The organism is Exiguobacterium sp. UBA7533, from assembly GCF_002479335.1.
Taxonomy (GTDB): Bacteria; Bacillota; Bacilli; order Exiguobacteriales; family Exiguobacteriaceae; genus Exiguobacterium_A.
Map to the genome: position 1 here is coordinate 152,391 of NZ_DLMP01000005.1, position 14,778 is coordinate 167,168.

The following is a 14,778-nucleotide window of genomic DNA, read 5'->3' on the forward strand; positions in this document are numbered from 1 at the left end:
AAGGATGAGACGATGCAATTTCCAAAAAACTTTTTATGGGGTGGCGCTATTGCGGCCAATCAAGCAGAAGGTGCCTATTTATCCGATGGGAAAGGATTATCTTCCGTTGATTTAATTCCTAGTGGTTCAACTCGAAGAGCCGTTATGAAGGGAGAATTATCGCATTATGAGCCCCTTCCAGAATTAATTTATCCATCCCATGAGGCGATTGATTTTTATCATCGTTATAAGGAGGATATCGCTCTATTCGCTGAAATGGGTTTTAAAGCGCTTCGTTTATCGATTTCATGGGCACGTATCTTCCCAAAGGGTGATGAAGAACAACCAAATGAACAAGGATTGAAGTTTTACGATGAGGTGTTCGATGAATTATTAAAATATGGAATTGAGCCAGTCGTTACAATGGCACACTTTGATGTACCCGTTCATTTAGTAGAGCATTATGGAAGTTGGCGTAATCGAAAAATGGTCACATTCTTCGAACGATATGTTGAGGCGATCGTATCCCGTTATCATTCGAAAGTACGTTATTGGATGACTTTCAATGAAATAAATATGTTGTTCCATCTTCCTTACATGGGAGCTGGATTAGTATTCGCAGAAGGAGAGAATCGACAACAGATTCAGTATCAAGCGGCACATCATCAATTGGTAGCGAGTGCGCGTGCCGTGGAAATTGCTCATACGATCAATCCGAATCTTCAAGTAGGGTGTATGTTGGCAGCAGCCATGACGTATCCTTATACCTGTAATCCAGATGACGTCGAAAAAGCAATGGAACGTGATCGTGAGAATTTCTTCTTCATTGATGTACAAGCTCGCGGTGCCTATCCGGGTTATGCATTAAGACAATTGAAAGAGGCTGGTATTGAAATTCAGATGGAACAAGGTGATATTGAACTATTACGCAACCACACAGTGGACTTTATTGGTTTTAGCTATTATTCGAGTCGCTGTATCAGTACTGATCCAGAAATACTGGATAAAATGACGGCGGGGAATGTGTTCCCGACTGTCAAAAATCCATATTTGAATCAATCAGAATGGGGATGGACGATTGATCCGAAAGGACTCCGTCTAACGGCAAATCAGCTATACGACCGTTATCAACTTCCCTTATTCATCGTCGAAAATGGCTTAGGTGCATTTGATGAATTGGATGGAGAAGGAAACATTCAAGATGACTATCGGATTTCTTATTTAACAGATCATATTCGAGCAATGTACGAATCGATACAAGACGGAGTAGAACTCATCGGTTATACGAGTTGGGGATGTATCGATCTCGTCAGTGCGTCTTCCGGTGAATATGCAAAACGGTATGGCTATATTTATGTAGATCGTCATGATGATGGTAGCGGAACGAATAGTAGACGGAAGAAGGCGTCCTTTGATTGGTATAAAAAAGTAATTGCATCTAATGGTGCCTGTATAGAAGATCAAAAACATATTAAAATTAAATAAAAGTATAGCTAACGATGTGTACCTGAGTACTTCTAAGATACGCGTCGTTAGCTATTTAGCTATTATTAATGATATGTAGTAAGAAGTTATGTTACTTTAACCGTGGCGTGGAGCAAACAGCATGACGCTGACACCGATTAAACAGATTAAGGTACCAATTATGTCATAGGTATCTGGTGATTTACGATCTACGATCCAGCCCCAAAATACGGACATGACGATGAATACACCACCATAAGCTGCATAGACGCGACTGAATGTTGGAAATTGCTGAAACGTAGCAATGATGCCATATAAAATCAGGATCAATCCACCAATCAGACCGAAGTACGAAGGTCGTCCCACTCTTAGCCATAGCCAAATCAGATATCCGCCACCAATCTCACTTAAACCAGCAATAAAGAAAATGAAAGCCGACATGATCACGATTCAACCCTCGATCGCAAACGTATCACGCAATTCGATGATCGTTCCTTCCGGTGCTTTTAATTTACTCAGATGTCCATCGACGACGAAATAGATGTTGCCACCGTGTTTTGGTAAAAAAGGCATCCCGAGTTGTTCCAGTCGTGTTACTTCCTCTTGCAAGTCGTCAACATAGAGGGCGAAATGAACAGGACCCGCTGCTTGTTTCGTGTAATCGGTGAACGGTTGACCGGATTTGGGTGTCTGTAACTCGATATAGAAATCACCGAGTCGTAACCAGCTGTTAAAGTCGCGATCATGAAAACCAGGCGATTCCTGAACGAGCGTGAACCCGAGCTGTTCATAAAATTGTTTGGATGCGACGTAATCTGTCGTCTGAATGCAGATGTGATGAATTTGTTTCATACTAAAACCTTCCTTCGTGTTCAATGAAATCATGCAGAACTAGTGTAGCATTTCGCGAATCAGTTGGAGTAATAGAAATGGAGAATACGATGCAACATGCCATAAATTTGATGTGTGAACGTTTTTCGTTAGGGCAAACGATCAGCGAACCTGTCCGATTGACGGGTGGTCTTCTGCATGAGTCGTGGCGACTACAGACAACAACAGGATTCTATGTCTTAAAACGATTGAATCCGGAAATCATGCGACGCTCTGAAGCACGAAACAACTTTAAAATGTCAGAAGACGTTGCGATGCAAGCATCTCTTTACTTAGCAGCATTACCAGCACGTCGCGTCAACGATCAAGTGGTACAGACGATTAATGGTTCTGATTTCCTTTTGTTTGATTGGGTCGATGGCGAGACGTTATCAGCCGATCAAATTCGACCGGCACATGCACGACAAATCGGAGTTCAACTAGGAAGGTTACATGGTCTTTCCGTGGCGACGACTGGTTTTTCACAGCCGGATACCTCCAGTATGCCAATCGATTGGAACGATTACCTAGAAGAAGGAAAGCGACAGCAATCAGACTGGCTACAGTTGCTAGTCGAAGAGCAGGAACAACTGCAACGACTGGAACGATTAGCACTGGAAGCAAAACTGCAACTACCTGAAGACTGGATCGTCAGCCATCGTGATCTTGATCCGAAAAATGTTCTCTGGACAACGAATGGTCCGGTCTTGATCGACTGGGAGTCTGCAGGATTGATTCATCGAGCCGTCGACGTATTTGAAACCGCCTGTTATTGGTCAAAACGTAAAGACGATACGTTTGATCGTGATCGATTTAACGCAGTTCTTGCTGGTTATACGATAAATCAACGTTTGCCTGATGTCGACTGGCTTCATGTCATCGATATCAGTGTCCAAGGAAAGTTGGATTGGCTGAAGTTCAATCTGGATCGTTCACTCGGGAAACGCAGTGTTCCTGAAGCGGAACGAACGCTCGGAACAGAGCAGGTCCTTTTAACGATAAAAGAACTACAGGTTCACGACCGGAATCTCTGGATTAAGGGGATATTGGCAAGGTGATAATCAGAAAGAGGCATTGAATCATTCGATTCGATGCCTCTTTCGTTATTAAAATGATTTGACTAGATGTTCAACGGTTGATTCAGGAGTACGAAACGAAACATACCCGAGTTGCTTGATCCGGTCATTCGAAAATGTCGCTTGTTCCGCTGGACGATCTGGTGCTTGAATTTGTTTACCACTTGCTTCAATCAATTTCATGCGGAAATCTGTTTCTGGCAGATTAACATCAATCGCATTAAAGATGTCCCCATCTTGCGCATTTGTTGCAGCAAGAACAATCATCTCGACTAGGTTATCCGCATGGATCCACGGAACGACGTCTTCCGGGTGTACCCAAGTAATGAGATCTGCCACTTTCATCCGCTCGACTTGTCGATCCCCCCAGTAGGATTGTTTCTCGGCACAAATAGAACCAGGTCGGAGGATGATTAAATCGGAATCGGGTGTATATTCCTGTAACAGGCGTTCCGATAACTGCTTTGTATGAATGTAGACGTGCTCTGACGGTAGGAGCGGTGACGTTTCCGAAAAATGTCCACTCACGACTTCTCCGTAAACGGAAGTCGTCGAGATATGTATGATGCGCTTGACACAAGCATTTGTTGCAGCATCGGCGAGATGTTTCACACCTGTGACGTTTGCTTCTTCCGCTAAGTCGGGGTCATCCCCAAGGTAGGCAGCACAGTGGATCAAGAGATCGACGCCTTGAAGTGCTGCAACAAGCGAAGCCGGATTACCGAGCTCGCCGATGATTGGAATAACGTCATTTGTTGAATAGTGATCCGCCTGTTCCTGAGAACGATAGAGTCCTCGAACTTCACACGCTTCTTTAAGAAAACGTCGCGCGACACGTGAGCCAAGCGTCCCGGTCATCCCTGTAATCAAAATCGTACTCTCGTTTAAGTTCATGATGCTTACTCCTTTGACTCCGTCTTTTCAGCGAAACATTTCTCACAAATGAAACGACCTTCGCTTTTTAAGTAAGCTTTTACTTCCGTCATCCCGCGATGTTTTGGATAACGCATCTGGATATAAAACCTTTTCGTTTCCTTCGATCGTTTTGCCACAATGAATGCATGTCGGTTCTTTACCAAACATCCTATCGCTCCCTATATATTTTTATCTTCTACCTTATCGTAAAGGAAAATTAAGGGTGTTGAAAGAATAAAGTAAAAAAGGAATCTAAAGGAAGGTGTCTATGATCTTCATTGCTATTTTTCTCGCCGTCGGTGGAGTCGTCTGGTTCATTTCAGCGCGCAGTCAGTCGAAACATCGTTCGCTCGATGATCAGGAGTATACGCTGAACCAGCACGACGTCCATCAGCAGCAAAATCATCGTGATTTTTGAAGGCATGTCAAGGAGCATCCGGTCGATTGACTGTATGCTCCTTTTTAGCGATTGCGTACATAAAGGAAATATTTCGCGTTGCTCCAAATCAAGGCGATAATCAATAAACTGATTGCGAAGATCTGAGACTGTCCGGTTTCATACGAATAAATGACCAATACGACGATGACACCCATCAATAGGAGTTGCAACGAAGACTGTGAACGGATGAGCCCCTCTAACATGACGTGTCGTTCTCCGTCATCTGAGGCGGCAAATAGCTTTTTGACATAGTTTGTTTCCGAGTACTTTGGGAAATCACGGTTTGGGTAGATGTGACGCATAAGATTAAGATAATAATAGGATGCAAAACTACTGATGATGAAAAAGAGACCACTTAGTAATAAATGAAGTCCGAAATGATTTTCGATGATGCTAAAAGATGCGAGACCGATGCTGAGAAGAGTAGAAACCTGAACCATCATCATGCCATCCGCATAGTATCGATTCACTTGACCGTCAATCGCATCCTCGTCGTCTGAAGAAACAGGACGTCGAGTCAATTGACGAATTTGCAAATAGCGCATGATATAACTGAGGGTAAGAACCGTCAAGATAACGAAAAGACCAGTGAATATGTAATTAAGATAGAGCGATAGTTCAAACTTTGACAAGCTGGTATGTTTGAAGACAGACATGACGATATAGCTACTAATGAAACCGAGCAGTGCTGCGATGATGACTTTGATTGCTTCTTTTTTCATATTAATTCCTCCTCATCAAAATAAAAAATTTCTTCTAACGGCGTATCAAACACACGAGAAATTTTGACAGCAATCAATAGCGAAGGCATGAATTCTTCACGCTCGATTAAGCTGATTGTCTGGCGTGAAATGTTTGCACGCCGCGCCAGTTCAGACTGATTCCATCCGTGACGAGCACGTAATTCTTTTAAGCGGGATTTCATATAGGGATTCACCTCCTATATAATGTAACTTATCATAGTCTTTTTGACAACGATAATAGTCAAAAAAGATAATATGATGGTCATTAATATGTAAATCAATCATATCGATGGGATAAATTGTATACTAGAATAAGTCGAAAGGAGATGTGAAACACATCGATGAAATCTCAGTCATCTGTAAACGATGTTTTTTATCATGATGAGGATGTTGCGTGCCGAATCGCTTCGGTTCTACAAATCGAAGAGACACTACTCAAACAAAAAATCACCTATCTCCAAGACGTGACAGACTCGGACGCAAGTAATACATACGAACAAGGACGTCAGCAGCTATCAGACAAACTCGATACGTTAAGACGTTCGGTAAAAATGAATCTTATCTCTCGCGACGATGTCCCACTCCGAACGCGAGCACTCTGGAAACAGTCACTCAGAGCGACGAGTGTAACGGAAGAGGAAGCGCGTCTCATCCAAGAGTATCTTCGGATTGAGGCAACGATGCTGACACAATCAGGAGAAGCGGTTTCTGATCTCTATGCCGCCTTATTTGATGCAGATGAGCCGACACGGAAACAAGCATTCTTATCGATTGAAGAAGCGTTCCGGACGAATGAATCCGTCATTCAACGATTATTTTCGCAACTTGTCGACTTGCGACAAGTGCGTGCTTCTGCAAGCCATCAGGCGGGTTACGAAGAATTGGCTTTTTCGGAGCTTGGTCGTATCGATTATTCAAGCAAGGATGTCAATCATTACGCCAGCATCGTTCAAACTTATTTCCGACCGGTTAAACAGCAATTTCAGCTCGAGCAACAAACGTTTCTTGGCAAACAGGCGCTCCATCCGTGGGACGTCCGGCAATCGGCCTATACGCAGATTGATCATCGCATAACCGGTTCTGACGCTTCATTTTTAGATAAGGCACAAGCGATTCTTGAGAGCGTTCATCCGTCTTTTGCTGACATATTACAAGAAATGCGCCAAGCGGTTCATCTCGATATCGATGCCCGTTCAAACAAAGCTGGAGGAGGATTTTGTGAGTATTTACCCGTCGAACGTCAATCATTCTTGTTCATGAATCGTATGCAGACATTCGATGATCTCGTCATCTTCATGCACGAGATGGGGCATGCCGTCCATCACGATGCAATGAAAGAGACGTATGATGGACTTCAACCGATTCCGCTCGAAGTAGGGGAATTCGCCGCCATGTCACTTGAGCTGTTGACGATGAACGAGTGGCACCAAGTGATTCCAGATCGAAGAGACGTTGCCCGAGCGAAACTCGAACAGATCCGTTCGATAGTGGAGTTCTTGCCGCAAACGATCATCGTCGATCGTTTTCAATCATGGCTCTATGCTCACCCTGACCATCTGCCGGAAGAACGACAAGCTTCTTTTGCACGTCTCCGGGAGACCTATGATACGGACATCCTCGATTGGTCGGAAACGCCTGATTGGAAAGGACTCGAATGGATGAGTGTCATTCATCTCTTTGAGACGCCTTTCTATTACATTGAGTATGCTATAGCGCAGCTTGCCGCTCTTCAGTTGTATCACCGTTATACGAAAGATCCTGACCAAACGATGAAGGACTTCCTTGCAGCTTTAGCGCTCAGTCAAACCCATTCGCTTCAAGAGGTTTATGCGAGAGCGGGTGTGTCATTCTTACCGAATGATGCGAAAATGAGAGAGTTGCTGACATTTCTAGAAGGTCAAATCGAAGCTTGGATAAATGAGTTAGATCAATTAGACGATGAAGATGTTAAAAAGAGAAAGTCTTAATCCGGAGCGACAGATGTACAAAACGATAGGAGGACGAACATGAATATACGTAAAAACATTGTCTATACGACGTTATTCAATACTACAGGCAGTCAGATATTGATGGTCGAGAACCGTGGCGAACACGGTGACTACTATACACTGCCGGGAGGAACCGTCGAACATGACGAAACGCTACATACTGCAATCACACGCGAAGTGTTGGAGGAGACGGGCTTTACCATCATTCCAGGGGATATCGTTCATGTGGCGGAAGCATTCTTCCCGCAAGCGGGGGAACATTGTCTGTTTTTCTTCTTCGCGGGAGAAATCACTTCCGGTCAATTGAAGACGAATGTTCCAGAAGAAATTTCCGGACTCGTCTGGATGGACCGTGAAGAAGCGTTCAAACATCTTAATTTACCAGAAGCGTCAAAAGAGTCGCTTTTTGCTGGTCGAACGGTACCGTATGATTTTGCCGGAGAGATCATTCACGCGTAAGGAAGTGTCGCTTGACGTACTAAGGTGCCGGATTTTCGGGTACAACATTACAGGAGCCTTACCCGAAATTTGTAGAAAGTCAGGTGAACACACAGTATGTCGATTCTTACGTTTGACGAAGTCAGCTATCAACACATCTTACACGAAATAACGGGTGAGTTCCGCGAAGGTGTCATTACGACGCTCGTCGGACCGAGTGGTGCCGGAAAATCCACGACATTGAAACACATCAACGGACTTATTTCTCCCGATCGCGGCGAAATTTGTTTTCGAGGCGAACCACTCGAGCAGATGAATCTGCTCGACGTCCGCAAACGGATCGGAATGGCGTTCCAAAGCGCGCCGATGATTCCAGGTACCGTCTACGATAATATTAATTTACCGAAATCGATCATCGGGGAATCGTTACCACGCGAAGAGGCGGAACGCTTGCTACAGCAGGTTGAGCTATCCGTCGAACTTGAGCGACCGGTCAAAGACTTATCGGGTGGCGAACGAAGCCGACTCGGAATTGCGCGGACCCTCGTCAATCGACCGGACATCCTGTTGCTCGACGAAATCACGGCAAGCCTTGATTACCGGATGGTGCAGGAGATTGAGAAGCTGATTCTTGATTTACAGCAGGAGTTGCAGACGACGATCATTTGGATTACGCATGACTTGGTGCAAGCCAAGCGGGTCAGCGACGACGTCTGGTTTTTAAAAGACGGTCGATTGATCGAGTCTGGTGCTTTTAAAGAACTCGTTTCAAAGGGTCAAGCAGAGACGCAAGCATTTTTGAAGGGGGAATCGGTATGAGTTACCTCCAATTGGCAACTTCGCTGATCTTCATTTTGATCCCCCTCGTCTTAGCGCGGACGTTACGGCTTGGTTTAGAGAAGGACATTATCATTGCGACCATTCGATCGATTGTCCAACTCTTGATCATCGGGTATATCCTGACGTTCGTCTTTGAAAGCGGTAGTCCAATCTTCATGTTACTGATGATTTTGTTGATGATCGGTGCAGCGACACTCAACGTCATCCGTAAAGGAGACGGGATTCCCGGGATCCAGTGGATCATCTTGTTCACACTGATTGCGGTCGAAGCATTGACGATGGGCATTTTGCTCGGGTTACGAATCATTCCGTTTGAAGCCCAGCAAGTCATTCCAATCAGCGGGATGGTCATCGGGAACTGTATGATTTTGTCCTTGTTGTTCCTTAATAAGTTCAAGGACGAGGTCGAACGGAGCGACGAGGTCATCGAACTAATTCTTTCACTTGGTGGAGACGCGAAGACAGCGATTGATACGAGCTTAAAAGGCGCGATCCGGACAAGCATGATTCCAACGATCGAAGCGCAAAAAACGATGGGGCTCGTCCAATTGCCTGGGATGATGAGTGGGTTGATCATCGGTGGCGCGGATCCGATGGAAGCAGTCCTCTATCAACTGTTGATCTTATTCCTGATTTTGACGACGGCAGCGATGGCATCGGTCCTCGTTGGTTTTCTATCCTACCGTCGACTGTTCAATGAAAAAGCACAATTCATCGGTTTGACCTATAAGAAAAAAGATATGTAAGGAGCACGTTATGCAGACTTATCCCATTACAGAAGCCGACCTGCAACTGGTCGAACTAGCAACCGAAACGATTCAAAGCCGCTATGCTGACGATAAACATCACGTCGCAGCTGCTCTACGGACGAAAGATGGCGCGACGAAAGTGGGCGTTCACGTCGAAGCCTATATCGGACGAGTGACGGTGTGCGCGGAAGCCATCACAATCGGTTCCGCCATCACGGATGGATTGACAGATTTTGAGACGATCGTCGCAGTTCGACATCCCTATTCGGATGAGACGGACCGAACGATTCATGTCGTCAGTCCGTGCGGCATGTGTCGCGAATTGATTTCTGATTATGCACCGGACGCATTTGTCCTCTTGAAGATCGACGATCAGTTGACGAAAGTGCGGATTGCAGACTTAATTCCACTTAAATATGTTCGTTCGTGATTATAAGAATGGAAAAAAATTTGTTGATTTAAAAAAGAAACGAAGGAACTATCATCGTCTGAGATGTGTAGTTTCTTCGTTTTTCTTTTTGTAGAACACTTAGTTTTGTAATTGAAAAAAGCTCAACATCGTTAATGCATTCTTTTCTTCTCATTATGGTTTCCTTCCTCTTTTTATGAATTATGAAGTAATATAAAAAAAGAAAGGTATAATTTTAAAATATAAAATTTGTAATTTTACTTAAAAATTTTACTTGAATCTAAATTTAAAAGGAGTGTTATCATTTGGCGACGATTAAAGATATTGCTAAAAAAGTAGGTTGTTCCATTTCGACAGTTTCACGAGTATTAAATAATGATTTAAGTTTATCGGTTGGTGATGAGACGCGAACGCGGATATTTGAGGTGGCTGAAGAGCTTGGTTACAAAAAAAAGACGATGAAATCACTCGTTAAAAATATTGCTTTTTTGTATTGGTTGACAGATAAAGAGGAGCTTGAAGATATTTATTTTCACACGATGCGAATTGCGATCGAGAGATTGGCTAGGGAGAATAACATGGAGTTAACGACCTACAAAGTAGCGGATGGGATTGAAAAGATTCCGCTAAACATCGAGGGATTTATTGCAGTGGGTTCTTTTATGGATCGAGAACTGGAATATTTAAGAGAGTTGACGACTAATGGAGTCTTCATAGATTCGACACCAGATGCTGAACACTATGATTCGGTGCGTCCAGACCTTGACCAAATCACACGAAAGACAATAGAAGTTCTGAAGCAGCAGGGACATAAAGAAATTGGATTTATCGGTGGAACTTTTCAGAATGCTGATACAAATGTAGAAGAAATGGATGGGCGGGAACGTGCTTTTCGTAAGTATATGCAGCAAGAAGGAATGCTAAATGAGACATTTATCTTCTGTCATCATGGTTTTTCAGTTGATAATGGCTATTTTTTAATGAGTCAAGCGATTGAACGCCTTGGTGAAAATATGCCAACCGCTTTTTTTGTAGCGGCAGATCCAATCGCCGTCGGCTGTCTGCAAGCACTTCACGAAAAACAAATTGATGTCCCGAACCGCGTCAGCCTGATCAGTGTGAATAATACGAGTATCGCGAAGTATGTTTCGCCTCCCTTGACGACTTTCAATATTGATATTGAAGAAATTTGTAAAAACGCGATTCACTTATTACTTGAACAAATCATTGAAAAACGAAAAGTAGTAAAAACATTGTATATAGGTTCTGAGTTAATTATGAGAAAGAGCACCATTTAATTTTAGTAAAATTTTTACTAAAATTATTTACTAAATCTTTTTAGGGTGTTATATTTTATTTGTTAAAGCGCCTTCATTTGTGTTTTACAATTCTCTAAGGAGGTTTGGTTTTTTTATGAAAAAACAATTAAAATATTCTGCTGTGCTTAGTGGTTTTGTATTGAGTATGTCGTTAGCTGCGTGTGGTCCGCAAGATGAAGCAAAAAATACAGAGACTCAAAATGGAAAAATCAAATTGATTGTTTGGGAAGATATCGAAAAAAGCGAAGGAATCAAGTCTGCTGTGAAACGATTTGAAAAAGAGAATGATGTTAACATCAAAGTTGTTGAAAAACCGTACGCAAAACAAATTGAAGATCTCCGGTTGGACGGACCTGCCGGAACAGGTCCCGATTTATTGACTATGCCTGGAGACCAAATCGGAACGGCAGTAACGGAAGGAATCATAAAAGAAATAAAGGTTCCGAAAGAAGTCCAGTCTCAATATACGGATGTTGCACTTGATTCACAAATCGTCAAGGGCAAAATTTACGGCGTGCCTAAAGCTGTGGAGACGACGATTCTATATTACAACAAGAAATTAGTCTCAGATAAAGCGTTACCTAAAACGATAGAAGATTGGTATACATTGTCGAAAAAGATGAAAACTGAAAAGTCGTTCGGTTTTTTAGCATTGTTTGACCAAGTTTATTATGCGCAGAGTGTCATGAGTGGATATGGCAGTTACATATTCAAGCGTTCGGAAAGTGGAGTATACGACACAAAAGACATCGGTTTAGCGAATGCTGGCGCAATCGAAGGAGCAAACCACATTCAAAAATTCTACAAGGAGAAGCTGTTTCCGTCGGGAATTATTGGTGAACAAGGGATTAACGTTTTGGAATCACTGTTTATGGAAGGAAAGGCAGCAGCTATCATCTCTGGTCCATGGAATGTTGGACCATTTGAGAAAGCGGGCATCGATTTTGGGGTCGCCAAACTTCCTGAGCTTGAAAATGGGAAAAATATGAGTTCATTTTTAGGTGTAAAAAGTTATAACGTTAGTAGCTATTCAAAACACGCAGAGCTTACTGAAAAATTAGCGCTCTATTTAACGAACGAAGAAAATTCAAAAAAACGCTTCGAAATCACTAAAGAAGTACCTGCCATCAGTGCATTGGCGAATGACCCGATCGTTACAAAAAGTCCAGCAGCTCAAGCCGTGGCAGAACAATCAAAATTCGCTGAGTTGACACCGAATATCCCAGAAATGAATGAAGTATGGAAGCCAGTCGATGCAGCCCTCCAAACCATCGCAACAGGAAAAGCTGAACCGAAACAGGCGATGACTCAAGCCGTTGATACCATTGAAGGACAAATTAAAGCGAAGCACAGCTCAAAATGAGAAGGATGACTCCGATCCGTCGGTTAGCCCATTGATGCAGTCTGTTGCTAAATAATTTGTGAAGAGGTGAAAGGCGTGCAACATCGTAGAATAGGTATGCTTTTGTCAGTGATTCCCGGACTCGGGCAATTGTATCATCGTCAGTGGATTAAAGGCGTGTTGTTATTTACGGTAAGTATTGCATTTTTAATTGCGTTCGCTGACTTGTTGAATATGGGGTTGTGGGGTATCATGACGCTTGGTACGGAAGTGCCGCGAGACAACTCTATATTCTTACTAGCACAAGGTATCATCGCTATTATTGTATTGATGTTCGGTCTTGCCCTATATTTTTATAATCTTCGAGATGCATATCGAACAGGACAAAAAAGAGACGATGGATTACATATAAGTTCATTCAAATCAGATTACTTGAACCTGATTGGACAAGGATACCCTTATTTAGTAAGTAGTCCAGCATTGTTTCTCTTGATTTTTGCGGTTATTTTTCCGATTTTATTTAGTTTTGCTTTAGCCTTCACGAACTATGATCTTTATCATTCTCCACCAGCAAAATTAGCTGATTGGGTCGGTTTTTCTACATTTGTTCAAATATTCACAGTCGATATATGGCGATCGACATTCTTTGATGTGTTGTCATGGACGATTGTTTGGACATTAGTCGCATCGACCTTACAAATTTCAGTCGGGATATTTTTAGCGGTTCTTGTCAACCAGAAAGAAGTTCGTTTTAAAAAAGTCATTCGAACAATATTCGTCCTTCCTTGGGCAGTTCCAGGATTCGTGACGATTCTAGTATTCGCGGGACTATTCAATGATAGTTTTGGTTCAATTAACAACGATGTCCTCGCATTTTTTGGCATCGACGCCATACCTTGGCTGACGAACGAAAAGTGGACAAGGGTGGCACTCGTATTCATGCAAGGGTGGTTAGGCTTTCCCTATGTGTTTCTTGTCACGACAGGAGTCTTGCAATCGATTCCTGAAGATTTATATGAAGCGGCGACAATCGATGGCGCTTCATTCTTTGCAAAATTCCGCTTCATCACGATGCCGATGGTATTACTTGCGATGTCGCCAATCATCATTACGCAGTTTACATTTAATTTCAACAACTTCAATATCATTTATCTGTTCAATGGTGGTGGTCCGTCTGTACCTGGATCGAATGCGGGAGGGACCGATATTCTCGTATCTTGGATTTACAAATTGACGATGCAATCAGGTCAATATGCACTAGCCGCGGCTTTAACGATTTTACTATCGATTTTTGTCATTACAATTGCGCTTTGGCAGTTTAGACGAACAAATTCGTTTAAGGAAGGAGCGTGACGCTAGTGTCGAATATAAAAAGACTACGTTTCATTCGTATGACGATCACCTATGTCATTTTGTTAGTCGTATCGCTCGCCATCTTTTATCCACTCCTATGGACGATTGGTGCGAGTTTTAATCCAGGAAATAGTTTGGTCAGTACATCGCTCATTCCGAAAAATCCTACACTTGATCACTACCGCGAATTATTTGCTGGAAAAGAAAGCCTTCAATATAGTCAGTGGTACATGAACTCATTGAAAATCAGTTTGTTTACGATGATTGGAACTGTCATTAGTGTCTCTTTCACTGCATATGCTTTTTCGCGTTTTCGTTTCAAAGGACGTAATCAAGCATTGACTTTATTTTTGTTACTTCAAATGATTCCTCAATTTTCGGCTTTAATCGCGTTGTTCGTGCTAGCGCAAATTCTAGGGATGATGAACAGCCATTGGTTGTTAATTTTATTGTACATAGGCGGGCAAATTCCGATGAATACGTACTTGATGAAGGGTTATATGGACTCAATTCCATTAGACTTAGATGAAAGTGCAAAGTTGGATGGTGCAAGTAATACAAGAATATTCCTTCAAATCATCATGCCATTATGTCGACCAATGTTAGCGGTCATTGCGATGAATGGGTTCACCGGACCACTTGGAGACTTTGTTTTGGCATCGACGATACTTCGAACACAAGAATCCTATACATTACCCATCGGTCTATTTAACTTAGTGAATGAAGCGATGGGAGCAAGTTATACGACATTTGCAGCAGGTGCGATTTTGATTAGTATTCCGATCGCTGTCGTCTTCGTTCTGCTCCAGAGGCATTTCGTAGCCGGTTTGACGGCTGGTGGAACAAAAGGGTAA

17 protein-coding genes are annotated in these 14,778 nt (G+C 42.8%); 12 read left to right on the top strand and 5 right to left on the bottom strand.

What is annotated here, in order from left to right:
- The first annotated feature begins 12 nt into the window (after positions 1 to 12).
- Positions 13 to 1,464: a 6-phospho-beta-glucosidase gene (locus tag B2U10_RS08165; protein WP_214854095.1), complete on the top strand. Its 1,452-nt coding sequence runs from the start codon at positions 13 to 15 to the stop codon at positions 1,462 to 1,464.
- A gap of 96 nt (positions 1,465 to 1,560) precedes the next feature.
- Here B2U10_RS08165 and B2U10_RS08170 read toward each other — a convergent pair whose 3' ends face one another.
- Positions 1,561 to 1,884, bottom strand: coding sequence for a YnfA family protein (locus B2U10_RS08170; RefSeq protein WP_414655316.1), 324 nt, complete (start codon positions 1,882 to 1,884; stop codon positions 1,561 to 1,563).
- A gap of 9 nt (positions 1,885 to 1,893) precedes the next feature.
- The gene (locus B2U10_RS08175) at positions 1,894 to 2,295 is read right to left on the bottom strand and encodes a VOC family protein (protein WP_290758764.1); all 402 of its coding nucleotides are present in this window, start codon (positions 2,293 to 2,295) and stop codon (positions 1,894 to 1,896) included.
- Positions 2,296 to 2,372: 77 nt separating this feature from the next.
- On the opposite strand from B2U10_RS08175, the gene B2U10_RS08180 reads away from it, so the two are divergent.
- Entirely contained in the window at positions 2,373 to 3,371 is a 999-nt protein-coding gene (locus B2U10_RS08180) for a phosphotransferase (protein ID WP_290786686.1), read from the top strand.
- 48 nt (positions 3,372 to 3,419) lie between these two features.
- Here the strand turns inward: B2U10_RS08180 and B2U10_RS08185 are convergent, their stop codons facing one another.
- Positions 3,420 to 4,283 carry an NAD-dependent epimerase/dehydratase family protein gene (locus tag B2U10_RS08185; RefSeq protein ID WP_290786688.1) on the bottom strand — a complete coding sequence of 288 codons (864 nt, stop codon included), beginning with the start codon at positions 4,281 to 4,283 and terminating at the stop codon, positions 3,420 to 3,422.
- 289 nt (positions 4,284 to 4,572) lie between these two features.
- Here B2U10_RS08185 and B2U10_RS08195 point away from each other — a divergent pair, with 289 nt between their 5' ends.
- The gene (locus B2U10_RS08195) at positions 4,573 to 4,722 is read left to right on the top strand and encodes a hypothetical protein (protein ID WP_023468457.1); all 150 of its coding nucleotides are present in this window, start codon (positions 4,573 to 4,575) and stop codon (positions 4,720 to 4,722) included.
- A 44-nt stretch (positions 4,723 to 4,766) separates the two neighbouring features.
- Here the strand turns inward: B2U10_RS08195 and B2U10_RS08200 are convergent, their stop codons facing one another.
- Together B2U10_RS08200 and B2U10_RS08205 are read right to left on the bottom strand one after the other, a co-directional pair.
- Positions 4,767 to 5,465 (bottom strand): DUF3169 family protein, encoded by a 699-nt coding sequence (locus tag B2U10_RS08200; RefSeq protein ID WP_290786690.1) that lies wholly within the window; start codon positions 5,463 to 5,465, stop codon positions 4,767 to 4,769.
- Positions 5,462 to 5,668, bottom strand: a complete 207-nt coding sequence (locus B2U10_RS08205) for a helix-turn-helix transcriptional regulator (protein WP_035407684.1) — start codon at positions 5,666 to 5,668, stop codon at positions 5,462 to 5,464. Before B2U10_RS08205 ends, B2U10_RS08200 begins: the two co-directional genes overlap by 4 nt.
- A 159-nt stretch (positions 5,669 to 5,827) precedes the next feature.
- On the opposite strand from B2U10_RS08205, the gene B2U10_RS08210 reads away from it, so the two are divergent.
- The 9 genes from B2U10_RS08210 (at position 5,828) to B2U10_RS08250 (ending at position 14,778) form a co-directional block, all read left to right on the top strand.
- The gene (locus tag B2U10_RS08210) at positions 5,828 to 7,453 is read left to right on the top strand and encodes a M3 family metallopeptidase (RefSeq protein ID WP_290786693.1); all 1,626 of its coding nucleotides are present in this window, start codon (positions 5,828 to 5,830) and stop codon (positions 7,451 to 7,453) included.
- A gap of 39 nt (positions 7,454 to 7,492) precedes the next feature.
- Positions 7,493 to 7,933, top strand: a complete 441-nt coding sequence (locus B2U10_RS08215; protein ID WP_290786695.1) for an NUDIX domain-containing protein — start codon at positions 7,493 to 7,495, stop codon at positions 7,931 to 7,933.
- 96 nt (positions 7,934 to 8,029) lie between these two features.
- Positions 8,030 to 8,731 carry an ABC transporter ATP-binding protein gene (locus B2U10_RS08220; protein ID WP_290786697.1) on the top strand — a complete coding sequence of 234 codons (702 nt, stop codon included), beginning with the start codon at positions 8,030 to 8,032 and terminating at the stop codon, positions 8,729 to 8,731.
- Positions 8,728 to 9,498 (top strand): ABC transporter permease, encoded by a 771-nt coding sequence (locus tag B2U10_RS08225; protein WP_290786699.1) that lies wholly within the window; start codon positions 8,728 to 8,730, stop codon positions 9,496 to 9,498. Before B2U10_RS08220 ends, B2U10_RS08225 begins: the two co-directional genes overlap by 4 nt.
- A gap of 10 nt (positions 9,499 to 9,508) precedes the next feature.
- Positions 9,509 to 9,931, top strand: a complete 423-nt coding sequence (locus tag B2U10_RS08230; protein WP_290786701.1) for a cytidine deaminase — start codon at positions 9,509 to 9,511, stop codon at positions 9,929 to 9,931.
- Positions 9,932 to 10,215: 284 nt separating this feature from the next.
- Positions 10,216 to 11,208 (top strand): LacI family DNA-binding transcriptional regulator, encoded by a 993-nt coding sequence (locus tag B2U10_RS08235; RefSeq protein ID WP_214854065.1) that lies wholly within the window; start codon positions 10,216 to 10,218, stop codon positions 11,206 to 11,208.
- Positions 11,209 to 11,323: 115 nt separating this feature from the next.
- Positions 11,324 to 12,592: a sugar ABC transporter substrate-binding protein gene (locus B2U10_RS08240; RefSeq protein ID WP_290750730.1), complete on the top strand. Its 1,269-nt coding sequence runs from the start codon at positions 11,324 to 11,326 to the stop codon at positions 12,590 to 12,592.
- A 75-nt stretch (positions 12,593 to 12,667) separates the two neighbouring features.
- Positions 12,668 to 13,924, top strand: coding sequence for a carbohydrate ABC transporter permease (locus B2U10_RS08245; protein WP_290786703.1), 1,257 nt, complete (start codon positions 12,668 to 12,670; stop codon positions 13,922 to 13,924).
- A 38-nt stretch (positions 13,925 to 13,962) separates the two neighbouring features.
- Entirely contained in the window at positions 13,963 to 14,778 is an 816-nt protein-coding gene (locus B2U10_RS08250) for a sugar ABC transporter permease (protein ID WP_290787654.1), read from the top strand.

What these genes read in the sequence shown, in the direction of transcription:
- B2U10_RS08180 (WP_290786686.1), top strand. Translation starts at nt 2,373, where the DNA reads ATGGAGAATACGATGCAACATGCCATAAATTTGATGTGTGAACGTTTT.
- B2U10_RS08175 (WP_290758764.1), bottom strand. Translation starts at nt 2,295, where the DNA reads ATGAAACAAATTCATCACATCTGCATTCAGACGACAGATTACGTCGCA.
- B2U10_RS08230 (WP_290786701.1), top strand. Translation starts at nt 9,509, where the DNA reads ATGCAGACTTATCCCATTACAGAAGCCGACCTGCAACTGGTCGAACTA.
- B2U10_RS08220 (WP_290786697.1), top strand. Translation starts at nt 8,030, where the DNA reads ATGTCGATTCTTACGTTTGACGAAGTCAGCTATCAACACATCTTACAC.
- B2U10_RS08185 (WP_290786688.1), bottom strand. Translation starts at nt 4,283, where the DNA reads ATGAACTTAAACGAGAGTACGATTTTGATTACAGGGATGACCGGGACG.
- B2U10_RS08200 (WP_290786690.1), bottom strand. Translation starts at nt 5,465, where the DNA reads ATGAAAAAAGAAGCAATCAAAGTCATCATCGCAGCACTGCTCGGTTTC.
- B2U10_RS08210 (WP_290786693.1), top strand. Translation starts at nt 5,828, where the DNA reads ATGAAATCTCAGTCATCTGTAAACGATGTTTTTTATCATGATGAGGAT.
- B2U10_RS08170 (WP_414655316.1), bottom strand. Translation starts at nt 1,884, where the DNA reads ATGTCGGCTTTCATTTTCTTTATTGCTGGTTTAAGTGAGATTGGTGGC.
- B2U10_RS08215 (WP_290786695.1), top strand. Translation starts at nt 7,493, where the DNA reads ATGAATATACGTAAAAACATTGTCTATACGACGTTATTCAATACTACA.
- B2U10_RS08165 (WP_214854095.1), top strand. Translation starts at nt 13, where the DNA reads ATGCAATTTCCAAAAAACTTTTTATGGGGTGGCGCTATTGCGGCCAAT.
- B2U10_RS08195 (WP_023468457.1), top strand. Translation starts at nt 4,573, where the DNA reads ATGATCTTCATTGCTATTTTTCTCGCCGTCGGTGGAGTCGTCTGGTTC.
- B2U10_RS08225 (WP_290786699.1), top strand. Translation starts at nt 8,728, where the DNA reads ATGAGTTACCTCCAATTGGCAACTTCGCTGATCTTCATTTTGATCCCC.
- B2U10_RS08240 (WP_290750730.1), top strand. Translation starts at nt 11,324, where the DNA reads ATGAAAAAACAATTAAAATATTCTGCTGTGCTTAGTGGTTTTGTATTG.
- B2U10_RS08250 (WP_290787654.1), top strand. Translation starts at nt 13,963, where the DNA reads ATGACGATCACCTATGTCATTTTGTTAGTCGTATCGCTCGCCATCTTT.
- B2U10_RS08205 (WP_035407684.1), bottom strand. Translation starts at nt 5,668, where the DNA reads ATGAAATCCCGCTTAAAAGAATTACGTGCTCGTCACGGATGGAATCAG.